This is a genomic window from Allobosea sp. GW821-FHT09G06 (genome assembly GCF_059416005.1).
In genome coordinates this window covers 1,284,157-1,299,165 of the sequence record NZ_JBWKOI010000001.1, presented here as the reverse complement: position 1 = coordinate 1,299,165, position 15,009 = coordinate 1,284,157, and the positions used below count along the sequence as shown (strand labels likewise).

Annotated in this window: 14 protein-coding genes; 9 read left to right on the top strand and 5 right to left on the bottom strand. The window is 66.8% G+C overall.

Translation table 11 applies throughout. The features are described from left to right. The first annotated feature begins 10 nt into the window (after positions 1 to 10). From AC07NY_RS06310 to AC07NY_RS06300, 3 genes are all read left to right on the top strand, one after another. Positions 11 to 376, top strand: coding sequence for a response regulator (locus AC07NY_RS06310; protein ID WP_038359309.1), 366 nt, complete (start codon positions 11 to 13; stop codon positions 374 to 376). An 82-nt stretch (positions 377 to 458) separates the two neighbouring features. Continuing rightward, on the top strand, positions 459 to 1,580 hold the full coding sequence (gene cheB, locus AC07NY_RS06305) for a chemotaxis-specific protein-glutamate methyltransferase CheB (RefSeq protein ID WP_492284891.1): 1,122 nt from the start codon (positions 459 to 461) through the stop codon (positions 1,578 to 1,580). Next, positions 1,577 to 2,470, top strand: a complete 894-nt coding sequence (locus tag AC07NY_RS06300; RefSeq protein ID WP_492284892.1) for a CheR family methyltransferase — start codon at positions 1,577 to 1,579, stop codon at positions 2,468 to 2,470. The genes cheB and AC07NY_RS06300 overlap by 4 nt, the downstream gene beginning before the upstream one ends. A gap of 352 nt (positions 2,471 to 2,822) precedes the next feature. Here the strand turns inward: AC07NY_RS06300 and ctrA are convergent, their stop codons facing one another. Continuing rightward, positions 2,823 to 3,524, bottom strand: coding sequence for a response regulator transcription factor CtrA (gene ctrA, locus AC07NY_RS06295; RefSeq protein WP_265055836.1), 702 nt, complete (start codon positions 3,522 to 3,524; stop codon positions 2,823 to 2,825). A 435-nt stretch (positions 3,525 to 3,959) separates the two neighbouring features. On the opposite strand from ctrA, the gene fliI reads away from it, so the two are divergent. Continuing rightward, a complete protein-coding gene (fliI, locus tag AC07NY_RS06290) occupies positions 3,960 to 5,306 on the top strand; it encodes a flagellar protein export ATPase FliI (RefSeq protein ID WP_494582571.1) in 1,347 nt (448 codons plus the stop codon). Between the two features lie 37 nt (positions 5,307 to 5,343). Next, positions 5,344 to 5,697 carry a DUF1304 domain-containing protein gene (locus AC07NY_RS06285; protein WP_494582569.1) on the top strand — a complete coding sequence of 118 codons (354 nt, stop codon included), beginning with the start codon at positions 5,344 to 5,346 and terminating at the stop codon, positions 5,695 to 5,697. Between the two features lie 8 nt (positions 5,698 to 5,705). On the opposite strand, the gene AC07NY_RS06280 is transcribed toward AC07NY_RS06285, so the two are convergent. Beyond that, on the bottom strand, positions 5,706 to 6,923 hold the full coding sequence (locus AC07NY_RS06280) for an MFS transporter (protein WP_494582567.1): 1,218 nt from the start codon (positions 6,921 to 6,923) through the stop codon (positions 5,706 to 5,708). A gap of 237 nt (positions 6,924 to 7,160) precedes the next feature. Between AC07NY_RS06280 and fliJ the strand changes: the two genes are divergently transcribed. After that, on the top strand, positions 7,161 to 7,565 hold the full coding sequence (fliJ, locus tag AC07NY_RS06275; protein WP_492284897.1) for a flagellar export protein FliJ: 405 nt from the start codon (positions 7,161 to 7,163) through the stop codon (positions 7,563 to 7,565). Positions 7,566 to 7,622: 57 nt separating this feature from the next. On the opposite strand, the gene AC07NY_RS06270 is transcribed toward fliJ, so the two are convergent. Beyond that, positions 7,623 to 8,279 (bottom strand): GNAT family N-acetyltransferase, encoded by a 657-nt coding sequence (locus AC07NY_RS06270; RefSeq protein ID WP_494582565.1) that lies wholly within the window; start codon positions 8,277 to 8,279, stop codon positions 7,623 to 7,625. A gap of 152 nt (positions 8,280 to 8,431) precedes the next feature. On the opposite strand from AC07NY_RS06270, the gene copM reads away from it, so the two are divergent. Both copM and AC07NY_RS06260 read left to right on the top strand, forming a co-directional pair. Then, the gene (gene copM / locus AC07NY_RS06265; protein WP_492284899.1) at positions 8,432 to 8,818 is read left to right on the top strand and encodes a CopM family metallochaperone; all 387 of its coding nucleotides are present in this window, start codon (positions 8,432 to 8,434) and stop codon (positions 8,816 to 8,818) included. Between the two features lie 157 nt (positions 8,819 to 8,975). Beyond that, entirely contained in the window at positions 8,976 to 10,013 is a 1,038-nt protein-coding gene (locus tag AC07NY_RS06260; protein WP_494582563.1) for a lysylphosphatidylglycerol synthase transmembrane domain-containing protein, read from the top strand. Between the two features lie 110 nt (positions 10,014 to 10,123). Here AC07NY_RS06260 and AC07NY_RS06255 read toward each other — a convergent pair whose 3' ends face one another. Beyond that, the gene (locus AC07NY_RS06255) at positions 10,124 to 11,011 is read right to left on the bottom strand and encodes a DMT family transporter (RefSeq protein WP_494582561.1); all 888 of its coding nucleotides are present in this window, start codon (positions 11,009 to 11,011) and stop codon (positions 10,124 to 10,126) included. 79 nt (positions 11,012 to 11,090) lie between these two features. Continuing rightward, a complete protein-coding gene (gene flhA, locus AC07NY_RS06250; protein ID WP_494582559.1) occupies positions 11,091 to 13,220 on the bottom strand; it encodes a flagellar biosynthesis protein FlhA in 2,130 nt (709 codons plus the stop codon). Between the two features lie 263 nt (positions 13,221 to 13,483). Here flhA and AC07NY_RS06245 point away from each other — a divergent pair, with 263 nt between their 5' ends. Continuing rightward, positions 13,484 to 14,932, top strand: coding sequence for an MFS transporter (locus AC07NY_RS06245; protein WP_494582557.1), 1,449 nt, complete (start codon positions 13,484 to 13,486; stop codon positions 14,930 to 14,932). The last annotated feature ends 77 nt before the right edge of the window (positions 14,933 to 15,009 follow it).

Genomic DNA, 15,009 nt, shown 5'->3' with positions numbered 1-15,009 from the left:
AGACCCAGTCATGAAATACTGCCTCGTCGTCGACGACTCAGCGGTGATCCGCAAGGTGGCCCGCCGCATCCTGGAAGGGCTGCAGTTCCGCATCGCCGAGGCCGAGGATGGCGCGCGCGCCATCGACGCCTGCAAGGGCGAAATGCCGGACGCCGTGCTGCTCGACTGGAACATGCCGATCATGGACGGCTACGAGTTCCTGCGAACCCTGCGCCAGATGCCGGGCGGCAAGCGCCCCAAGGTGGTCTTCTGCACCACCGAGAACGACATCGCCCATATCGCCCGCGCCATGCACGCAGGCGCCGACGAATACATCATGAAGCCCTTCGACAAGGAGATCGTGGCTTCGAAATTCCATCAGGTCGGATTGCTCTGAGCCGAAGCCTGCCGATGCGGCAACGCATCGGCGACGCCTTGACCGAGATGCCTTCGCCTATGCCGCCAGCCTAGAGAGAAACATGCCGATGTTGTCTCCGCGCGCGCTTCCCGCAAGCCCCGCATCGCGGCACAAAACCGTGGTGATCGCCGACGATTCCGTCGTCGTGCGCGGGCTCTTCGCGCGCTGGCTGGGCGAGGCCGGCAATTTCCATGTCGTCGCCGTCGCCGGCGACGGCGAGACCGCGGTCGCCCACGCGACCCGCTTCAAGCCCGACGTGATGGTGCTCGACCTCGACATGCCTGGCGTCGACGGCGCCGCCGCCCTGCCCCAGATCCTCAGGGAAAGCCCGAACACGGGCGTCCTGCTCGCCGCGACCCTGAACGAGCGCAATACCCGCCTCGCGCTGGAATGCATGACCCGGGGCGCGATGGACGTCGTCTCCAAGCCGGACAGCCGCAGCGGCATGACGCTGTCGCTCGACTTCCGCAGCGAGTTCCTGCTCAAGCTCGGCAACATCGTCCACACGCCGGTCAGGCCCGGCGCGCTGCCGCCCGAGATCGACACCGACCTGCCGCATGCGGGGCCCGTCAACCTGCGCCCGCTCGTTTCGGTGATGCCGCGCTATCTCGTGATCGGCGCCTCGACGGGCGGCCCTCGCGCCGTCGCCAAGGTGCTGTTCGACATCGGCGAGGGCCTCAACGACCTCACCACGATCGTCGTCCAGCATATGCCGCCGCTCTTCACCGCCTCCTTCGCCGAGCAGGTCGCCAACCATATCGGTGTCCCCGCCCGCGAGCCTTTCGACGGCGAGCGCCTGATGCGCGGCACGGTCTATATCGCGCCCGGCGGCCGCCATCTCGGCATCGACCGCCGGCTCGGCCATATCGTCGCCCGCATCGGCGACGAGCCGCCCGTCAATTTCTGCCGGCCGGCCGTCGATGTGCTGTTCGGCGATGCTGCCCGCCATCTTGGCGCGGCCGCGCTCGGCCTCGTCCTCACCGGCATGGGCAGCGACGGCACCGATGGCGCCGGAGCCTTGCGCAAGGCCGGCGCCGCCGTCATCGCCCAGGATGAGCCGAGCAGCACGATCTGGGGGATGCCCGGTTCGGTCGTGCGGGCCCGCCATGCCAGCACCGTCGTCGCGCTCGACGAGATCGGGGCCTCAATCCGCTGCCTCGTGCGCGGGGTGCAAACGGCATGACCGAAGCCGATTTCGCCTTCCTGCGCCTTCTGCTGCAACAGCGCTCCGGCCTGTCGCTGACCGCGGACAAGCGCTATCTCGCCGAGAGCCGGCTCGGCATCCTCTGCCGCCGGCGCGGCATCGCCGATCTCGAGGCGCTCGTCCGCCAGCTCAGGCTCTCCCGCGATCCGGGCCTCGAAAGCGCCGTGGTCGATGCGATGACCACGAACGAGACCCTGTTCTTCCGCGACCAGACGCCGTTCAACCTGTTCCGCGACGTCATCCTGCCCGAGCGGCTCGCCGCCAACGCCGCCAGCCGCTCGCTGCGGATCTGGTGCGCCGCCGTCTCCAGCGGCCAGGAGGCCTATTCGCTGGCCATGCTGATCGACGAGCTCGGCGACCGGCTCGCCGGCTGGAAGATCGAGATTCTCGGGACGGATATCTCAGCGGAGATCCTCGAAAAGGCCCGCGCCGGCATCTACAGCCAGTTCGAGATCCAGCGCGGCCTGCCGATCCAGATGCTGCTGAAGCATTTCCAGCAGGTCGGCGACAAATGGCAGGTCTCGCAGCGCATCCGCGCGATGGTCGAGTTCAAGCAGCACAACCTGCTGGAGCGCAACGACCAGTTCGGCCGCTTCGACGTGGTCTTCTGCCGCAACGTCCTGATCTATTTCGACGTGCCGACCAAGGTGAAGGTGCTGGAGATGCTGACGCCGCGCCTGGTGCCCGACGGTGCCTTCGTGCTCGGCGCGGCCGAAACCGTGCTGGGACTGGCGACGAAGCTGACCTGCGACCCGCAGCACCGCGGCCTCTACCGGCACGCCGGGATGGCAGCCGCCCCCGTCGCCACCTCTCCTGCGCCAAGTCTGCGGCCGCGCCCCGCCATCACCGCCACCGCGCTGCGCGGCTGAGAGCCAAAGCCCCCCGTTGCCGGAATAGTCTCGTCATTCCGGGGCTTCGCGTCAGCGAAGAGCCCGGAACGCATGAACACGACGCTGTTCCAGTTCGTGACGCTCGCCACAAGCCCGGCCAGGACGGCGAATGCCGTACCATGGATCCGGGCTCGCCCTTCGGACGCCCCCGGAATGACGACGCAGAGACAGTCAGCCCCCGACGGCCATTAGCGACGCGCACCGCACAAACAAAAACCCCGCCTCTCGGCGGGGTCCCCGTCGACCTGTCGTGTACATCCGACGATCAGGTCAAGAACTGGTATGCCGTCGCTTCATGACCGCCCGATGACGGGCGGGCGACGGAAATGCATCAGGCCGGGATGCGCTCGTCGACTTCGGACGGCTCGCGCAGGACATAGCCGCGGCCCCAGACGGTCTCGATGTAGTTCTTGCCGTCCGACGCGTTGGCGAGCTTCTTGCGCAGCTTGCAGATGAAGACGTCGATGATCTTGAGTTCGGGCTCGTCCATGCCGCCATAGAGATGGTTGAGGAACATCTCCTTGGTGAGCGTCGTGCCCTTGCGGAGCGAGAGCAGCTCCAGCATCTGATATTCCTTGCCGGTCAGGTGCACGCGGGCGGCATCGACCTCGACCGTCTTGGTGTCGAGATTGACGACCAGGTCGCCGGTGGTGATGACCGACTGGGCATGGCCCTTCGAGCGGCGCACGATCGCATGGATGCGGGCGACGAGCTCGTCCTTGTGGAACGGCTTGGTGAGATAGTCGTCGGCGCCGAAGCCGAGACCCTTCACCTTGTCCTCGATGCCGGCGAGGCCGGAGAGGATCAGGATCGGCGTCTTGACCTTTGCGACGCGAAGCGAGCGCAGCACCTCGTAGCCCGACATGTCGGGGAGGTTCAGGTCGAGCAGGATGATGTCGTAATCGTAGAGCTTGCCGAGATCGACGCCCTCTTCGCCGAGGTCCGTCGTATAGACGTTGAAGCTCTCCGATTTGAGCATAAGCTCGATGCTTTGAGCGGTCGCGCTATCGTCCTCGATCAGCAGAACCCGCATGTCCACGTCCCCAATTTCGCCCGCAGGGCAGGTTTGACCGTTGTTTCCGCCCGGACCGTTCGGCCCTGGACGACGACGCACTTGCCCAATGAAACGCCACGCGACACGCTACGAGGAAACTGGTTAACAAACCGTGATTCCCGAGCGCAAGCGCTTCCTCGGAGAAAGTGAACGATCCTTGTCCAAGTGAGTCGAATTTGACACGGATCGCTGAACTTCTCGGCCGCGAAAGCGCCTTTCGCGGAAGCTTGCTTCGGGAAACAGGGCGATAATCGCCTTGCGACACGCGGCAGCCTCGATTTGCAGTCTTAACCACAGAGCTTAACAGCTGGTAAATGAGCGCAATTTGTTAGGAACCCTTACCAAATCATCCACAGGGCTCCCGACGGCCGCTATGATGCGCGCGAACCCTTCCGGCCACGCTGACACGATGCGATGAATTCCCCGTCCCACGGCCATGACCGCCTCTCCGCTTTGGCGACCGCCATCGAGCATATCGAGGGCGTGACGATCTATGGCCGCGTCATCGGCGTGCGCGGCCTGCTCGTCGAGGTCGCCGGGCCGATCGGTGCGATGAGCCTGGGCGGGCGCGTCGGCATCGAGATCGCGCCGGGCACGCGCGTTCCCTGCGAGGTCGTCGGCTTCTCCGGCGACAAGGCGCTGGTCATGCCCTTCGGCGGGCTGGACGGCGTCCGTCGCGGCTGCCCCGTCCATGTCGATCGTGCCCAGCCGGGCCTGCGCCCCACGCCGGCCTGGCTCGGCCGCGTCGTCGATGCGCTCGGCCGCCCCGTCGATGGCGGCCCGCCCCTGCCGCAAGGCGACACGCTCTTCGCCTATCGCAACGATCCCCCGAACGCCCATAAGCGGCGCCGCGTCGGGCGACCGCTCGACCTCGGCGTGCGCGCGCTCAATACCTTCCTGACCTGCTGCATCGGCCAGCGCATGGGCATCTTCGCCGGCTCCGGCGTCGGCAAATCCGTGCTGCTCTCGATGCTCGCACGTTACGCGCAGGCCGACGTCAACATCATCGGCCTCGTCGGCGAGCGTGGCCGCGAGGTGCAGGAGTTCCTTCAGGAGGATCTCGGGCCGCAGGGCCTCGCCCGCTCGATCGTCGTCGTCGCGACCTCTGACGAACCGGCCCTGATGCGCAAGCAGGCGGCGCTGACGACGCTGACGCTCGCCGAATATTTCCGCGATCGCGGCCTGCAGGTGATGTGCCTGATGGATTCCGTGACGCGCTTCGCCATGGCGATGCGCGAGATCGGGCTGGCCGCCGGCGAGCCGCCCACCACCAAGGGCTACACCCCGACCGTCTTCGCAGAACTGCCGCGCCTGCTCGAACGCGCCGGCCCCGGCACCGGCGACGGCGCGATCACCGGCCTCTTCACCGTGCTGGTCGATGGCGGCGACCATGACGAACCGGTCGCCGACGCGGTGCGCGGCATCCTCGACGGCCATATCGTGATGGAGCGCTCCATCGCCGAGCGCGGCCGCTATCCGGCCGTCAACATCCTGAAATCGGTCTCGCGTACGATGCCGCGCTCCTGCGACCCGGCCTATTATCCGGTCGTGCAGAAGGCCCGCTCGACGCTCGCGACCTATGCCGACATGGAAGAACTGATTCGCCTCGGCGCCTATCGCCAGGGTGCCTCGGCCGAGGTCGACGAGGCGATCCGCCTTCATCCCGCGCTCGAAGCCTTCCTCAAGCAGGCCAAGGACGACGCGACCCCGCTGCATGAATGCTACGCCCGCCTTGCCGCCATCATGAGCGGTACGGTCTAATCATTGCCCAGACCCCACGCCGCAGGATGTCCGACCGATGATCGCAGCGCTTCTGATCGGCCTCGTCGCGCTGATCCATGTCTACATCGTCATTCTGGAGATGGTCTGGTGGGACACCCCGCGCGGCCACAAGGCCTTCGGCCTCACGCCGGACTTCGCTGCGCGTTCCAAGGTGCTCGCCGCCAATCAGGGGCTCTATAACGGCTTCCTCGTCGCCGGCCTCGCCTGGGGGCTCTGGCTCGGCGCGGAAGGCTTCGCGATCAAGCTGTTCTTCCTGGGCTGCGTCCTCGTCGCCGGGCTCTTCGGCGCGGCGACCGCGAGCCGCAAGATCCTCTATATCCAGGCCCTGCCCGCCGCGCTCGCCATCGCAGCCCTGCTCGCCCGGATTTGAACGCGGGCTCAGCGGCGCGCCACCATCCGCACCAGCGCGAACATCGCTGCGAACCCCACAGCCTGAATGGCCGCCGAGATCATCAGTGTCGGGCTGGCACCAAGCCGCTCGACCATCACCGCAAAGAGCAGCGGCGCCGCGGCGAAGGTCATGTTCTGCGGCACGGTGAGCTTGCCGAGCATCGTCGCGAAGCCGTTGCGGCCGAACAGGGCCAGCGGCAGCGTCGCCCGTGCGATCGAGATCACGCCGAGCGCCGCGCTGAACAGCGTGACGAAGATCGCAGCCGCCGTGATCGTCATCGCGACGAAGGGCAGCGCCAGGCACAGGACAGGCCCCAGCAGCAGGCCGAACAGCGCGACCTTCTCGGCCGGCAGCCGCTCGCCCAAAGTCGCATCGATGGCGCGCGCGGCGAGCGTCGCGGGGCCGCTGAGCGTCGCGACCCAGACGGCCTCGGCCTGCGTCAGCCCGGCCTCCTGGAACAGGCTGATCAAATGCAGCGGCAGGCCCCAGGAAACGAGCCCGCTGGCGGAAAAGGCGAGCGCCACCAGCCAGAAGGCCGCCCGCCGCGCATGCGCCGGCACGCTGCCATGTTCGCCCGCCGATCCAGCCCCCTGAGCGGTCGCCGAGGCGGCCGCCGGCGCGGCAGCGCGGTGATAGCGCGGGATCGCCGCATAGATCGGCAGCACGATCAGGAGCTGCATTCCAGCGAAGATGAGCAAGGTCGTCCGCCAGCCGTAGGCGTTCATCAGAGCCGCGGTCAGGGGCCAGAACACGCTGGAGGCGAGCCCCGTGACCAGCATCATCAGGCCGATCACCCGCCGTGTCCGGTCACCCATCAATTGGGAGATCGTGACGTTGCCGGTATTGGCGAGCGACATCGCGTGGCCGAGCCCGATCACGAACCAGCTCGCGAGATAGCTCACAGGCCCCTGCGCCAGCGACAGCACGCCGAGCCCGAGCGCGCAGATCACCGCGCCCATGCACATCGAGCGCCGCGTGCCCTCGCGGTCGAGCACGCGCCCGATCGCGGGGGCAACCAGCGCCCCGGTGATCAGCAGGATGGTGATGCCGCCGAAGACGATCTCGGCATTGAGCCCGATCTCGCGATCGAGCGCGCCGACCAGAACCGAGGGCGAATAGAAGGTCGAGCCCCAGCCGATGATGCGGGTCAGCGCCAGGCCGGAAAGCAGGGGGCCATGCCCGCCGAAACGAGAAGAGGCAGCCAAGACAGGATATCCGCGGGAGGCAAATCGGCCGAACGGCCACGCTCCCTCACTCACTAGATGATCCCGACAGCCGGCGGCAGCAGCCGGAACGCGGGCGGATCATGCGTCAAAGGCAGCCCGTTCCGGTAAGGAAAGGTCAACCTCCTTGCGCCATGTTGCTCCTCGTCTCGCGGATGGAGTTCTGGCGTGCGCCGAGGGGTCGGCAGCGCTGATGCGTAATCAGGAGTTGAAAACGACATGAAGTCGCGAGAGACGCTTCTTCGGCTCAAGCGCTTCCAGGTCGACGAGAAACGTCGCCGGGTAAGCCAGATCGAGATGATGATCGCCGATTTTCACCGGATGGCGAGCGATCTCGATCGCGAGATTCAGGCCGAGGAATCCCGTGCCGGCATCGCGGACCCCGCCCATTTTGCCTATCCGACCTATGCCAAGGCAGCCCTCGGCCGCCGCGATAACCTGCGCCAGTCAGCGGACAACCTGAAGGGCCAGCTCGACGAGGCCAAGGCCGAGTTGCAGGAAGCCTTCGAGGACATGAAGAAGGTCGAGATTCTCGACGATCGCGAGCGCGCCTCGGAACGCGCGGCGGAAGCCGCCCGTGACCAGGCCAGCATGGACGCGATCGGGCTGCGCTCGCGCGTCTGAAGCCGGTCTCACGAGTTCAGAGAAAAGGGCGGCGTCCTCGCGGGCGCCGCCCTTTTGTCATGCGATGACGGGATGGTGTTCGACGGAGTCCCGCCGCATCTTGCCGGTGAGGCGCGGGTCGTCGTCGACCTCGACCCCGCGCTTGAACACCGTGAAGCCCGAGCGCTGGTAGAAGGCGAGCGCGGCCGGGTGGTCGAGCGTGCAGGTATGCACCCAGAAGCGCGCAATCGGCTTGGCCCAGGCCAGCGCCAGCGCCCGGTTCATCAGCCACCGGCCGGCGCCCTTGCCGACCACAGCCTCGTCCAACCCGAAGAAGGCGAGCTCGCCCTCGCCCGGCACGCGGAAATCCAGCTCGAGCAGGCCGACATCGCGCCCCTCGAAGCGAACCGCGTAGAGCTCGACCGCCGGGTCGGCGAGGATCGCCTCGATCTCGGCGCGCGGCTTCGTCAGGCGGCTGAACCACATCCAGCGCTCGCCTAGCAGGCGGTAGACGGCGAGATAGCGCTCGACATCGGAGCGTCCGATCGCATCAAGCGAAAAACCTTCGATCCCGGCCGGATCGGGCCGCTCCGGCGGCCGCGCGAACATTTCGAGCGAGGTCACGATCGTCGCGATCTTGCCGGGCGGCAGGTCGGTCGTACCGGTCAGGGTGATGGTCAGGTTCTGGGTCATGAAGGGCTGTTCGGCGGCTCGCAGGGAATCTGCCGCGATCATGACATGATCGAGGTCGAAAGATCACCGCATGCCGATGCATGCCCGGCGTCACGGCATCGCGCCCCGTCCCGCCTCCCCGGCCGGACATCACGATGGATCCAAGCGCTTGCGAGGCGCGATCCGCCTTCACGCCCGATCGAGGATGAGACGAGATGAACCGCACCGCCACCGTCCTGGCAGCCCTTCTCGCCGCCGGCCTGCTTGCCGGCGCGGCCCAGGCCCAGCAGTCCCATGGCGGCCATGCCGGCCACGGTGCCTCGGCTGCGACGGCCAAGCCCGGCGACAGCGCCTCGACCAAGGCCTATCGCGACGCCAATGCGAAGATGCACAAGGACATGGACATCCCCTATTCCGGTGATGCCGATGCCGATTTCGTCCGTGGCATGATCCCGCATCATCAGGGCGCGATCGACATGGCCAAGATCGTCCTCGCCCATGGCAAGGACCCGGAGATTCGCAAGCTCGCCGAGAGCGTCATCCGCGACCAGGAGAAGGAGGTCGCGATGATGCAGGACTGGCTGAAGAAGAACGGCAAGTGACCGCCGCTTCACGCCCCTGACCTTGGGTGAGGGTGAGCAGGCTCAAACGCTTGCCCTCGCCCTCCCCCGCTGGCACAGAGGGGATAGGTTCGCGCCGCAGCGGTGACGACGTGGGCCCCCGACCCGTCACCATCTTTTTCCGAGCCCGCGGCCTTTCATGAAACGCTATCTCGACTATCTCTGGCCGATCATCGGGCTCGTCGCGGTCATCTGGTCCGTCGAACTGCTCTGGGACAAGCTCAAGGCCGAGGCCGGCTCGGACGCCACGATCGAGGCGCTGCTCGCCGATGCCGGGCTCTGGCAGAGCATCAAGATCATCGCCCACCGCATCGGCCACAAGATCGCGGTGATTCCGCCGGAAGCCTTCCTCCACGCAGCGCTCGCGACACTGGTCGCCTATGCCGCGCTCGCCTGGTACGACCGCATCGCCCTGATCCATCTCGGCAAGGAGAAGGGCATCTCCTGGTTCTATATCTCGCTCTGCTCCTTCGTGACCTATGCGCTCTCGCACAATATCGGCGCCTCGGTCTTCTCGGGCGGCATGGTGCGCTACCGCGCCTATACGGCGAAGGGCCTGACGGCGGCGGAGGTCGCGGTGCTCGTGGCGCTCTGCTCCTTCACCTTCGCCTTCGGCACCATCTTCCTGATGGGGCTCGTGCTCATCTACGAGCCGCAGATCCTGCATCCGCTGGAGCGGATGTCGAAATGGTTCGCGATCACCGACAACACCGCGCGGCTGATCGGCATCGGCATGCTCGCCTTCGTCGCGCTTTACACGGTCGGCTCGTGGCTGCGCTTCAAGCCGCTGAAGATCGGCAAATTCGAGATCATCTACCCGCGCCTGCCGATCGTCGCCCGGCAATATCTCGCAGCCCCGCTCGAACTCGCGGGCGCCGCCGGCATCATCTATTTCGCCCTGCCGGACCAAGGCAATCCGGGTTTCCTGATCGTGCTCGGCGCCTTCCTGCTCTCGTTCTCGGCAGGCCTGCTCAGCCAGGTCCCCGGCGGCGTCGGCGTGATGGAGGCGGTCTTCCTCGCGGTGATGCCGGGCGTTCCGGCGCCGGCCGTCTTCGCGGCGCTGCTGGTCTGGCGGATGTTCTATCTCATCCTGCCGCTGGTCTTCTCGCTGCCGATCGTGCTCGCCTTCGAGCGAGCCCAGCTCAAGCGCAGCACCCGCATCGCCCCGCCGCCGTAGAAGCAGCGGTCATGCTCGGGCTTGACCCGAGCATCTCATGCCGAAAAGAGCGTCTTATCCTGGAAGAGATTCTCGGGGCTCTGCGCTTCGCTTCGCCCGAGAATGACGCCCTAGCGCTTGAGCGCGATCGCGGCCGCGCCGAACATGAGCAGCGCGCCGATGGCTTCCGACCAGCCGAAGGGCTCGCTCAACGCGACGACGCCGACCGCAACCGCGATGGCCGGGCTGACGAAGGCATAGAGCCCGGCCCGGAAGGCGCCCCAGTCACGCAGCAGCCGCATATAGATGGTGAAACCCATCAGCGAACCGCCGACGATCAGGAAGAGCACGGCGGGCAGCACCGGCCAGCTTGCCAGCGCCCTGACATCGGCAAGGCCGACCGGCTCCAGCGTGAGCGAGACAACGGTCAGCCCGATGCCGCCGATCAGCGTCTGCCAGCCGGCGAGCGTCAATGTCGGCATCGTCCCGGCGATCGGCCGCGAGAGCACGGCGCCGACGCAATAGAACAGCGTGCCGCCGGCCACGGCCGCGAGCCCCATCGCCTCCAGCGGATCGCCATGCGCCGCCGAGAGCCCGCCCATCGCCCGCGTCGCGAACAGGAAGCCCAGGCCCACGGTGCCGAGCGCGATCGCCGCGATCTTGCGCCCGTCGATCCGCACGCCTTCGATCGCACGGCTGGCCAGCAGCGTGTAGATCGGAATGGTCGCGAAATTGACGATGGCCGCGAGCCCGCTCGGCGCGTGCTTCGTGCCCCAGAACAGCAGCGCGTAATTGGCGGTGTTGAGCAAAAGCGCAGTAGCAATCAACCGGGGCCAGGCCCCGGCCGAAACCTTCGGCGCATCGCGCCCGGCCCAGAGCAGCATGATGAACCCTGCGAGCGAAAAGCGGGCCGCCGCCAGGAAGATGGGCGGGACATGCATCGACCCGACCTTGACCGGCAACCAGGTCAGTCCCCAGACGAGGCACATGACAGCGAAGAGGGCGGCGTTGCGCGACATCTCTCCCGCTTAGCCTCGGGCCCTCAGCCTGACCATTGCGCCGCAGGCATCGGCGCCCCGTGGAAAGCGGAGGCGAGCCTCAGACGCTGCCGACCGTCTTGAGGCGCACGCGCGGGTGGATTTCCGCCTGCGACAGCACCGGCGTCTCCCGGCGGAAGCGCTCGATGATCTGGCGGGCGAAGGGTCGCGCCATGGCCGAGGTGACCAGCGCCGGCATCTCGCCGATGCGCGCCGCATCCTCGAACTTGTCGCGGACGTGATGCACGAATTCCTGCAGGCGCGAGGGCTGCATGGCCAGATGCCGGTCCTCGCCCTGGCCGATGATCGACTCCGCGAAGACGCTCTCCCAGGCCGGCGACAAGGTGATGATCGGCAGCACGCCGAGCCCGTTCGAGAACTGCGCACAGATCTGGCGGGCAAGCCGGGCGCGGACATGCTCGGCGATCTCGCGCGGGTTGCGCATCCCCGACGAAACCTCTGCAATGCCCTCGATGATCGTCGGCAAGTCGCGGATCGAGATGCGCTCGGAGAGCAGGAGCTGGAGCACACGCTGGATGCCGGTGGTCGAGATCTGGCTCGGCACGATCTCCTTGACGAGATCGGCATGGTCCTTCGGCAATTCACGCAGCAGCTTCTGCACCTCGGAATGCGAGAGCAGCTCGGGCATGTTCGACTTCAGCACCTCGGTGAGATGCGTCGAGATCACGGTGGCGGCATCGACCACGGTGTAGCCGCGCAACTGCGCCTCGTCCTGCAAGGCCGCGTCGATCCAGGTCGCCGGCAGGCCGAAGGTTGGCTCCAGTACATTGTGGCCCGGCAGGTTCACGGCGCCGCCCATCGGGTCCATCGCCATGTACTGGCCGGCATAGACGATGCCCTGGCCGGCATCGATCTCCTTGATCTTGATGAAGTAGTGGTTCGCCTCGAGCTGGACGTTGTCGACGATGCGCACCGCCGGCATGACGAAGCCGAGCTCGGCCGCGAGCTGCCGGCGCAGCGCCCGGACCTGATCGGTCAACCGATCCTGCCCGCTCGGCGCATTCACCAGCGGCAGGAGCCCGTAGCCGATCTCGATCTTGAGCTCGTCCATCTTGAGGAGGTCGTTCAGCGTCTCCTCGCGCGGCGTGCCGTCTGCCGAGACCGCGCCGCCGGCCTGCGCCGGATCGAGCAGGCCCAGCTCCGCCTCGCGGGCCTTGGCCGCCTTGCCGAAACGATAGGCCAGGTAGCCTGCGCCACCTGCCAGCGCGAGGAAGGGCAGCATCGGGATGCCCGGCAGCAGCGCGATCAGCAGCATCACCGCCGCAGACATGCCCAGCGCCTTGGGATAGCCCGAGAGCTGCTTGCCGAGCGCCTTGTCGGCCGCGCCGCGCACGCCGGACTTCGAGACGAGTAGGCCGGCCGCGGTCGAGACGATCAGCGCCGGGACCTGGCTGACGAGGCCATCGCCGACGGTAAGCAGGGTATAATTCGTCGCGGCCTGGCCGAAGCTCAGCCCCTGCTGCGCGACGCCGATGACGATGCCGCCGAGCACGTTGATGAAGGTGATCAGCAGGCCGGCGATGGCGTCGCCGCGCACGAATTTCGAGGCACCGTCCATCGAGCCGAAGAAGGAGGATTCGTCTTCCAGCGCCCTGCGGCGAACCTTCGCGGTCTCCTGGTCGATCAGGCCAGCGGACAGGTCGGCGTCGATCGCCATCTGCTTGCCGGGCATGGCGTCGAGGCTGAAGCGGGCAGCGACCTCGGCGATACGGCCCGAGCCTTTGGTGATGACGACGAAGTTCACGATGATCAGGATCGTGAAGACGATCACGCCGATCACGAAATTGCCGCTCATCACGAAGCCGGCGAAGGCCTCGATGACATGGCCCGCAGCCGCGGTGCCTTCATGGCCATGGGCGAGGATCAGGCGCGTCGAGGCGAGGTTCAGCGCCAGCCGGAACATGGTGACGATCAGCAGCACGGTCGGGAAGGCCGAGAACTCCAGCGGCTCCTCGATGAAGAGCGCGGTCATCAGCACCAGAACCGACACGATGATCGAGAGAGCCAGCATCAGGTCGAGCAGGATCGCCGGCATCGGGAAGACGAGCACCACCAGGATGCCCATGACGCCGATGGCGAGGAACAGGTCGGGACGGTTGAACAGCTTTCCGAGCGCCCCGCGATCGGGAACGGTAAAGCCTCTGCCTTGCCCTGCCGTCACATCGGTCATCGACCGTTCCGCCCCACGCCCGTTCCCTGTCCAAGACAGGACGCGCCCCGAAGCAGGGCGCAGCTCGGCAATTCTTGCCGGGCCTATGGTGAATGATTGGTTAAGCGGGGCCGCAAGAGCCTGTCCCCGAATGCTCCATCGGAACCTTCTCGGCCGGGCACCGTTGCCTCTCGACGCCATGCGCATGGCGGCCGTGCCGCCATCTCCGCGCCAGCCTGACTTTCAAAGCGCCGCAAGAGCGCCGTTCCGATCGGGGGCAACCCGTGCAACAGGCCCAGCCTCAGGGAAACGAACACCCCGTCATCGCCACCGACGTGCCCGCCCGGCTCGACCGCCTGCCCTGGTCGCGCTTTCACACGCTCGTCGTCGCCGCGCTCGGCATCACCTGGATACTCGACGGGCTTGAGGTAACGCTTGCCGGCTCGGTCTCCGGCGCGCTCAAGGAAAGCCCGGCCCTCAGGTTCACCAATACCGAGATCGGGCTTGCCGGCGCAGCCTATATCGCCGGTGCGGTGCTGGGCGCCGTGTTCTTCGGCTGGCTCACCGACCGGCTCGGCCGCAAGAAGCTCTTCACGATCACCGTGCTCGTCTATCTCGCGGCGACGGCGGCCACCGCCTTCTCCTGGAACGTCGCGAGCTTCATCGTCTTCCGCTTCCTCACCGGAATGGGCATCGGCGGCGAATACACCGCCATCAACTCGACGATCCAGGAACTGATCCCGGCCCGCGTCCGCGGCTGGACCGATCTCGTCATCAACGGCTCGTTCTGGGTCGGGGCCGCCATTGGCGCGCTCGGCTCCATCGTCCTGCTCGACCCCGCCTGGATCGATCCGGAATATGGCTGGCGCCTCGCCTTCTTCATCGGCGCGGCGCTCGGCCTGATCATCCTCTTCCTCAGGCAATGGATCCCGGAAAGCCCGCGCTGGCTGATCAGCCATGGCCAGCCCGAGCGCGCCGCGGCGATCGTCGCCGATATCGAGCGCCGGGCCGGCTTCGTCGCACCGGCCGGCGAGATCTTGCCCCTGACCCGCCTGCGCCCCCGCGCCGCGACCCCGCTCGGCGAGGTCTTCTACGCGCTCTTCGTCGTCCATCGCGAGCGCGCGCTGGTGGGCCTCGCCCTGATGCTGTCGCAAGCCTTCTTCTACAACGCGATCTTCTTCACCTACGCATTGATCCTGACCGATTTCTACGCGGTGCCCGCGCAGAACATCGGCTGGTTCATTCTCCCCTTCGCCGCCGGCAACTTCCTCGGCCCCCTCCTGATCGGCCGGCTCTTCGACACCATCGGCCGCCGCGTGATGATCGCGGCGACCTATGCGCTGTCTGGCCTGCTGCTCACCGGCACGGGCTATCTGTTCTGGAAGGATCTGCTGACGGCCTCGCAGCTCACCTTGTGCTGGAGCGTCGTCTTCTTCTTCGCATCGGCTGCCGCCAGCTCGGCCTATCTCACCGTTTCCGAGACCTTCCCGGTCGAGATGAGGGCTCTCGCCATCGCGATGTTCTATGCGATCGGCACCGGCGCCGGCGGTATCGCCGGCCCCTGGCTCTTCGGCATCCTGATCGATACCGGTTCGCGCGGCAGCGTCTTCGCCGGTTATCTGCTGGGCGCGGCGCTGATGCTCGTAGCGGCAGCGATCGCCGCGCGCTTCGCCTTCCCGGCCGAGCGCAAGCCGCTCGAAAGCGTGGCGAGACCGCTCAATGCCGTCGACTGACCGGGCAGCGCCCATGACCATGTCGCGCGAAAATGGGCCCAATGGAACAAAGCATCATTTAAATGCATTATTCCCCG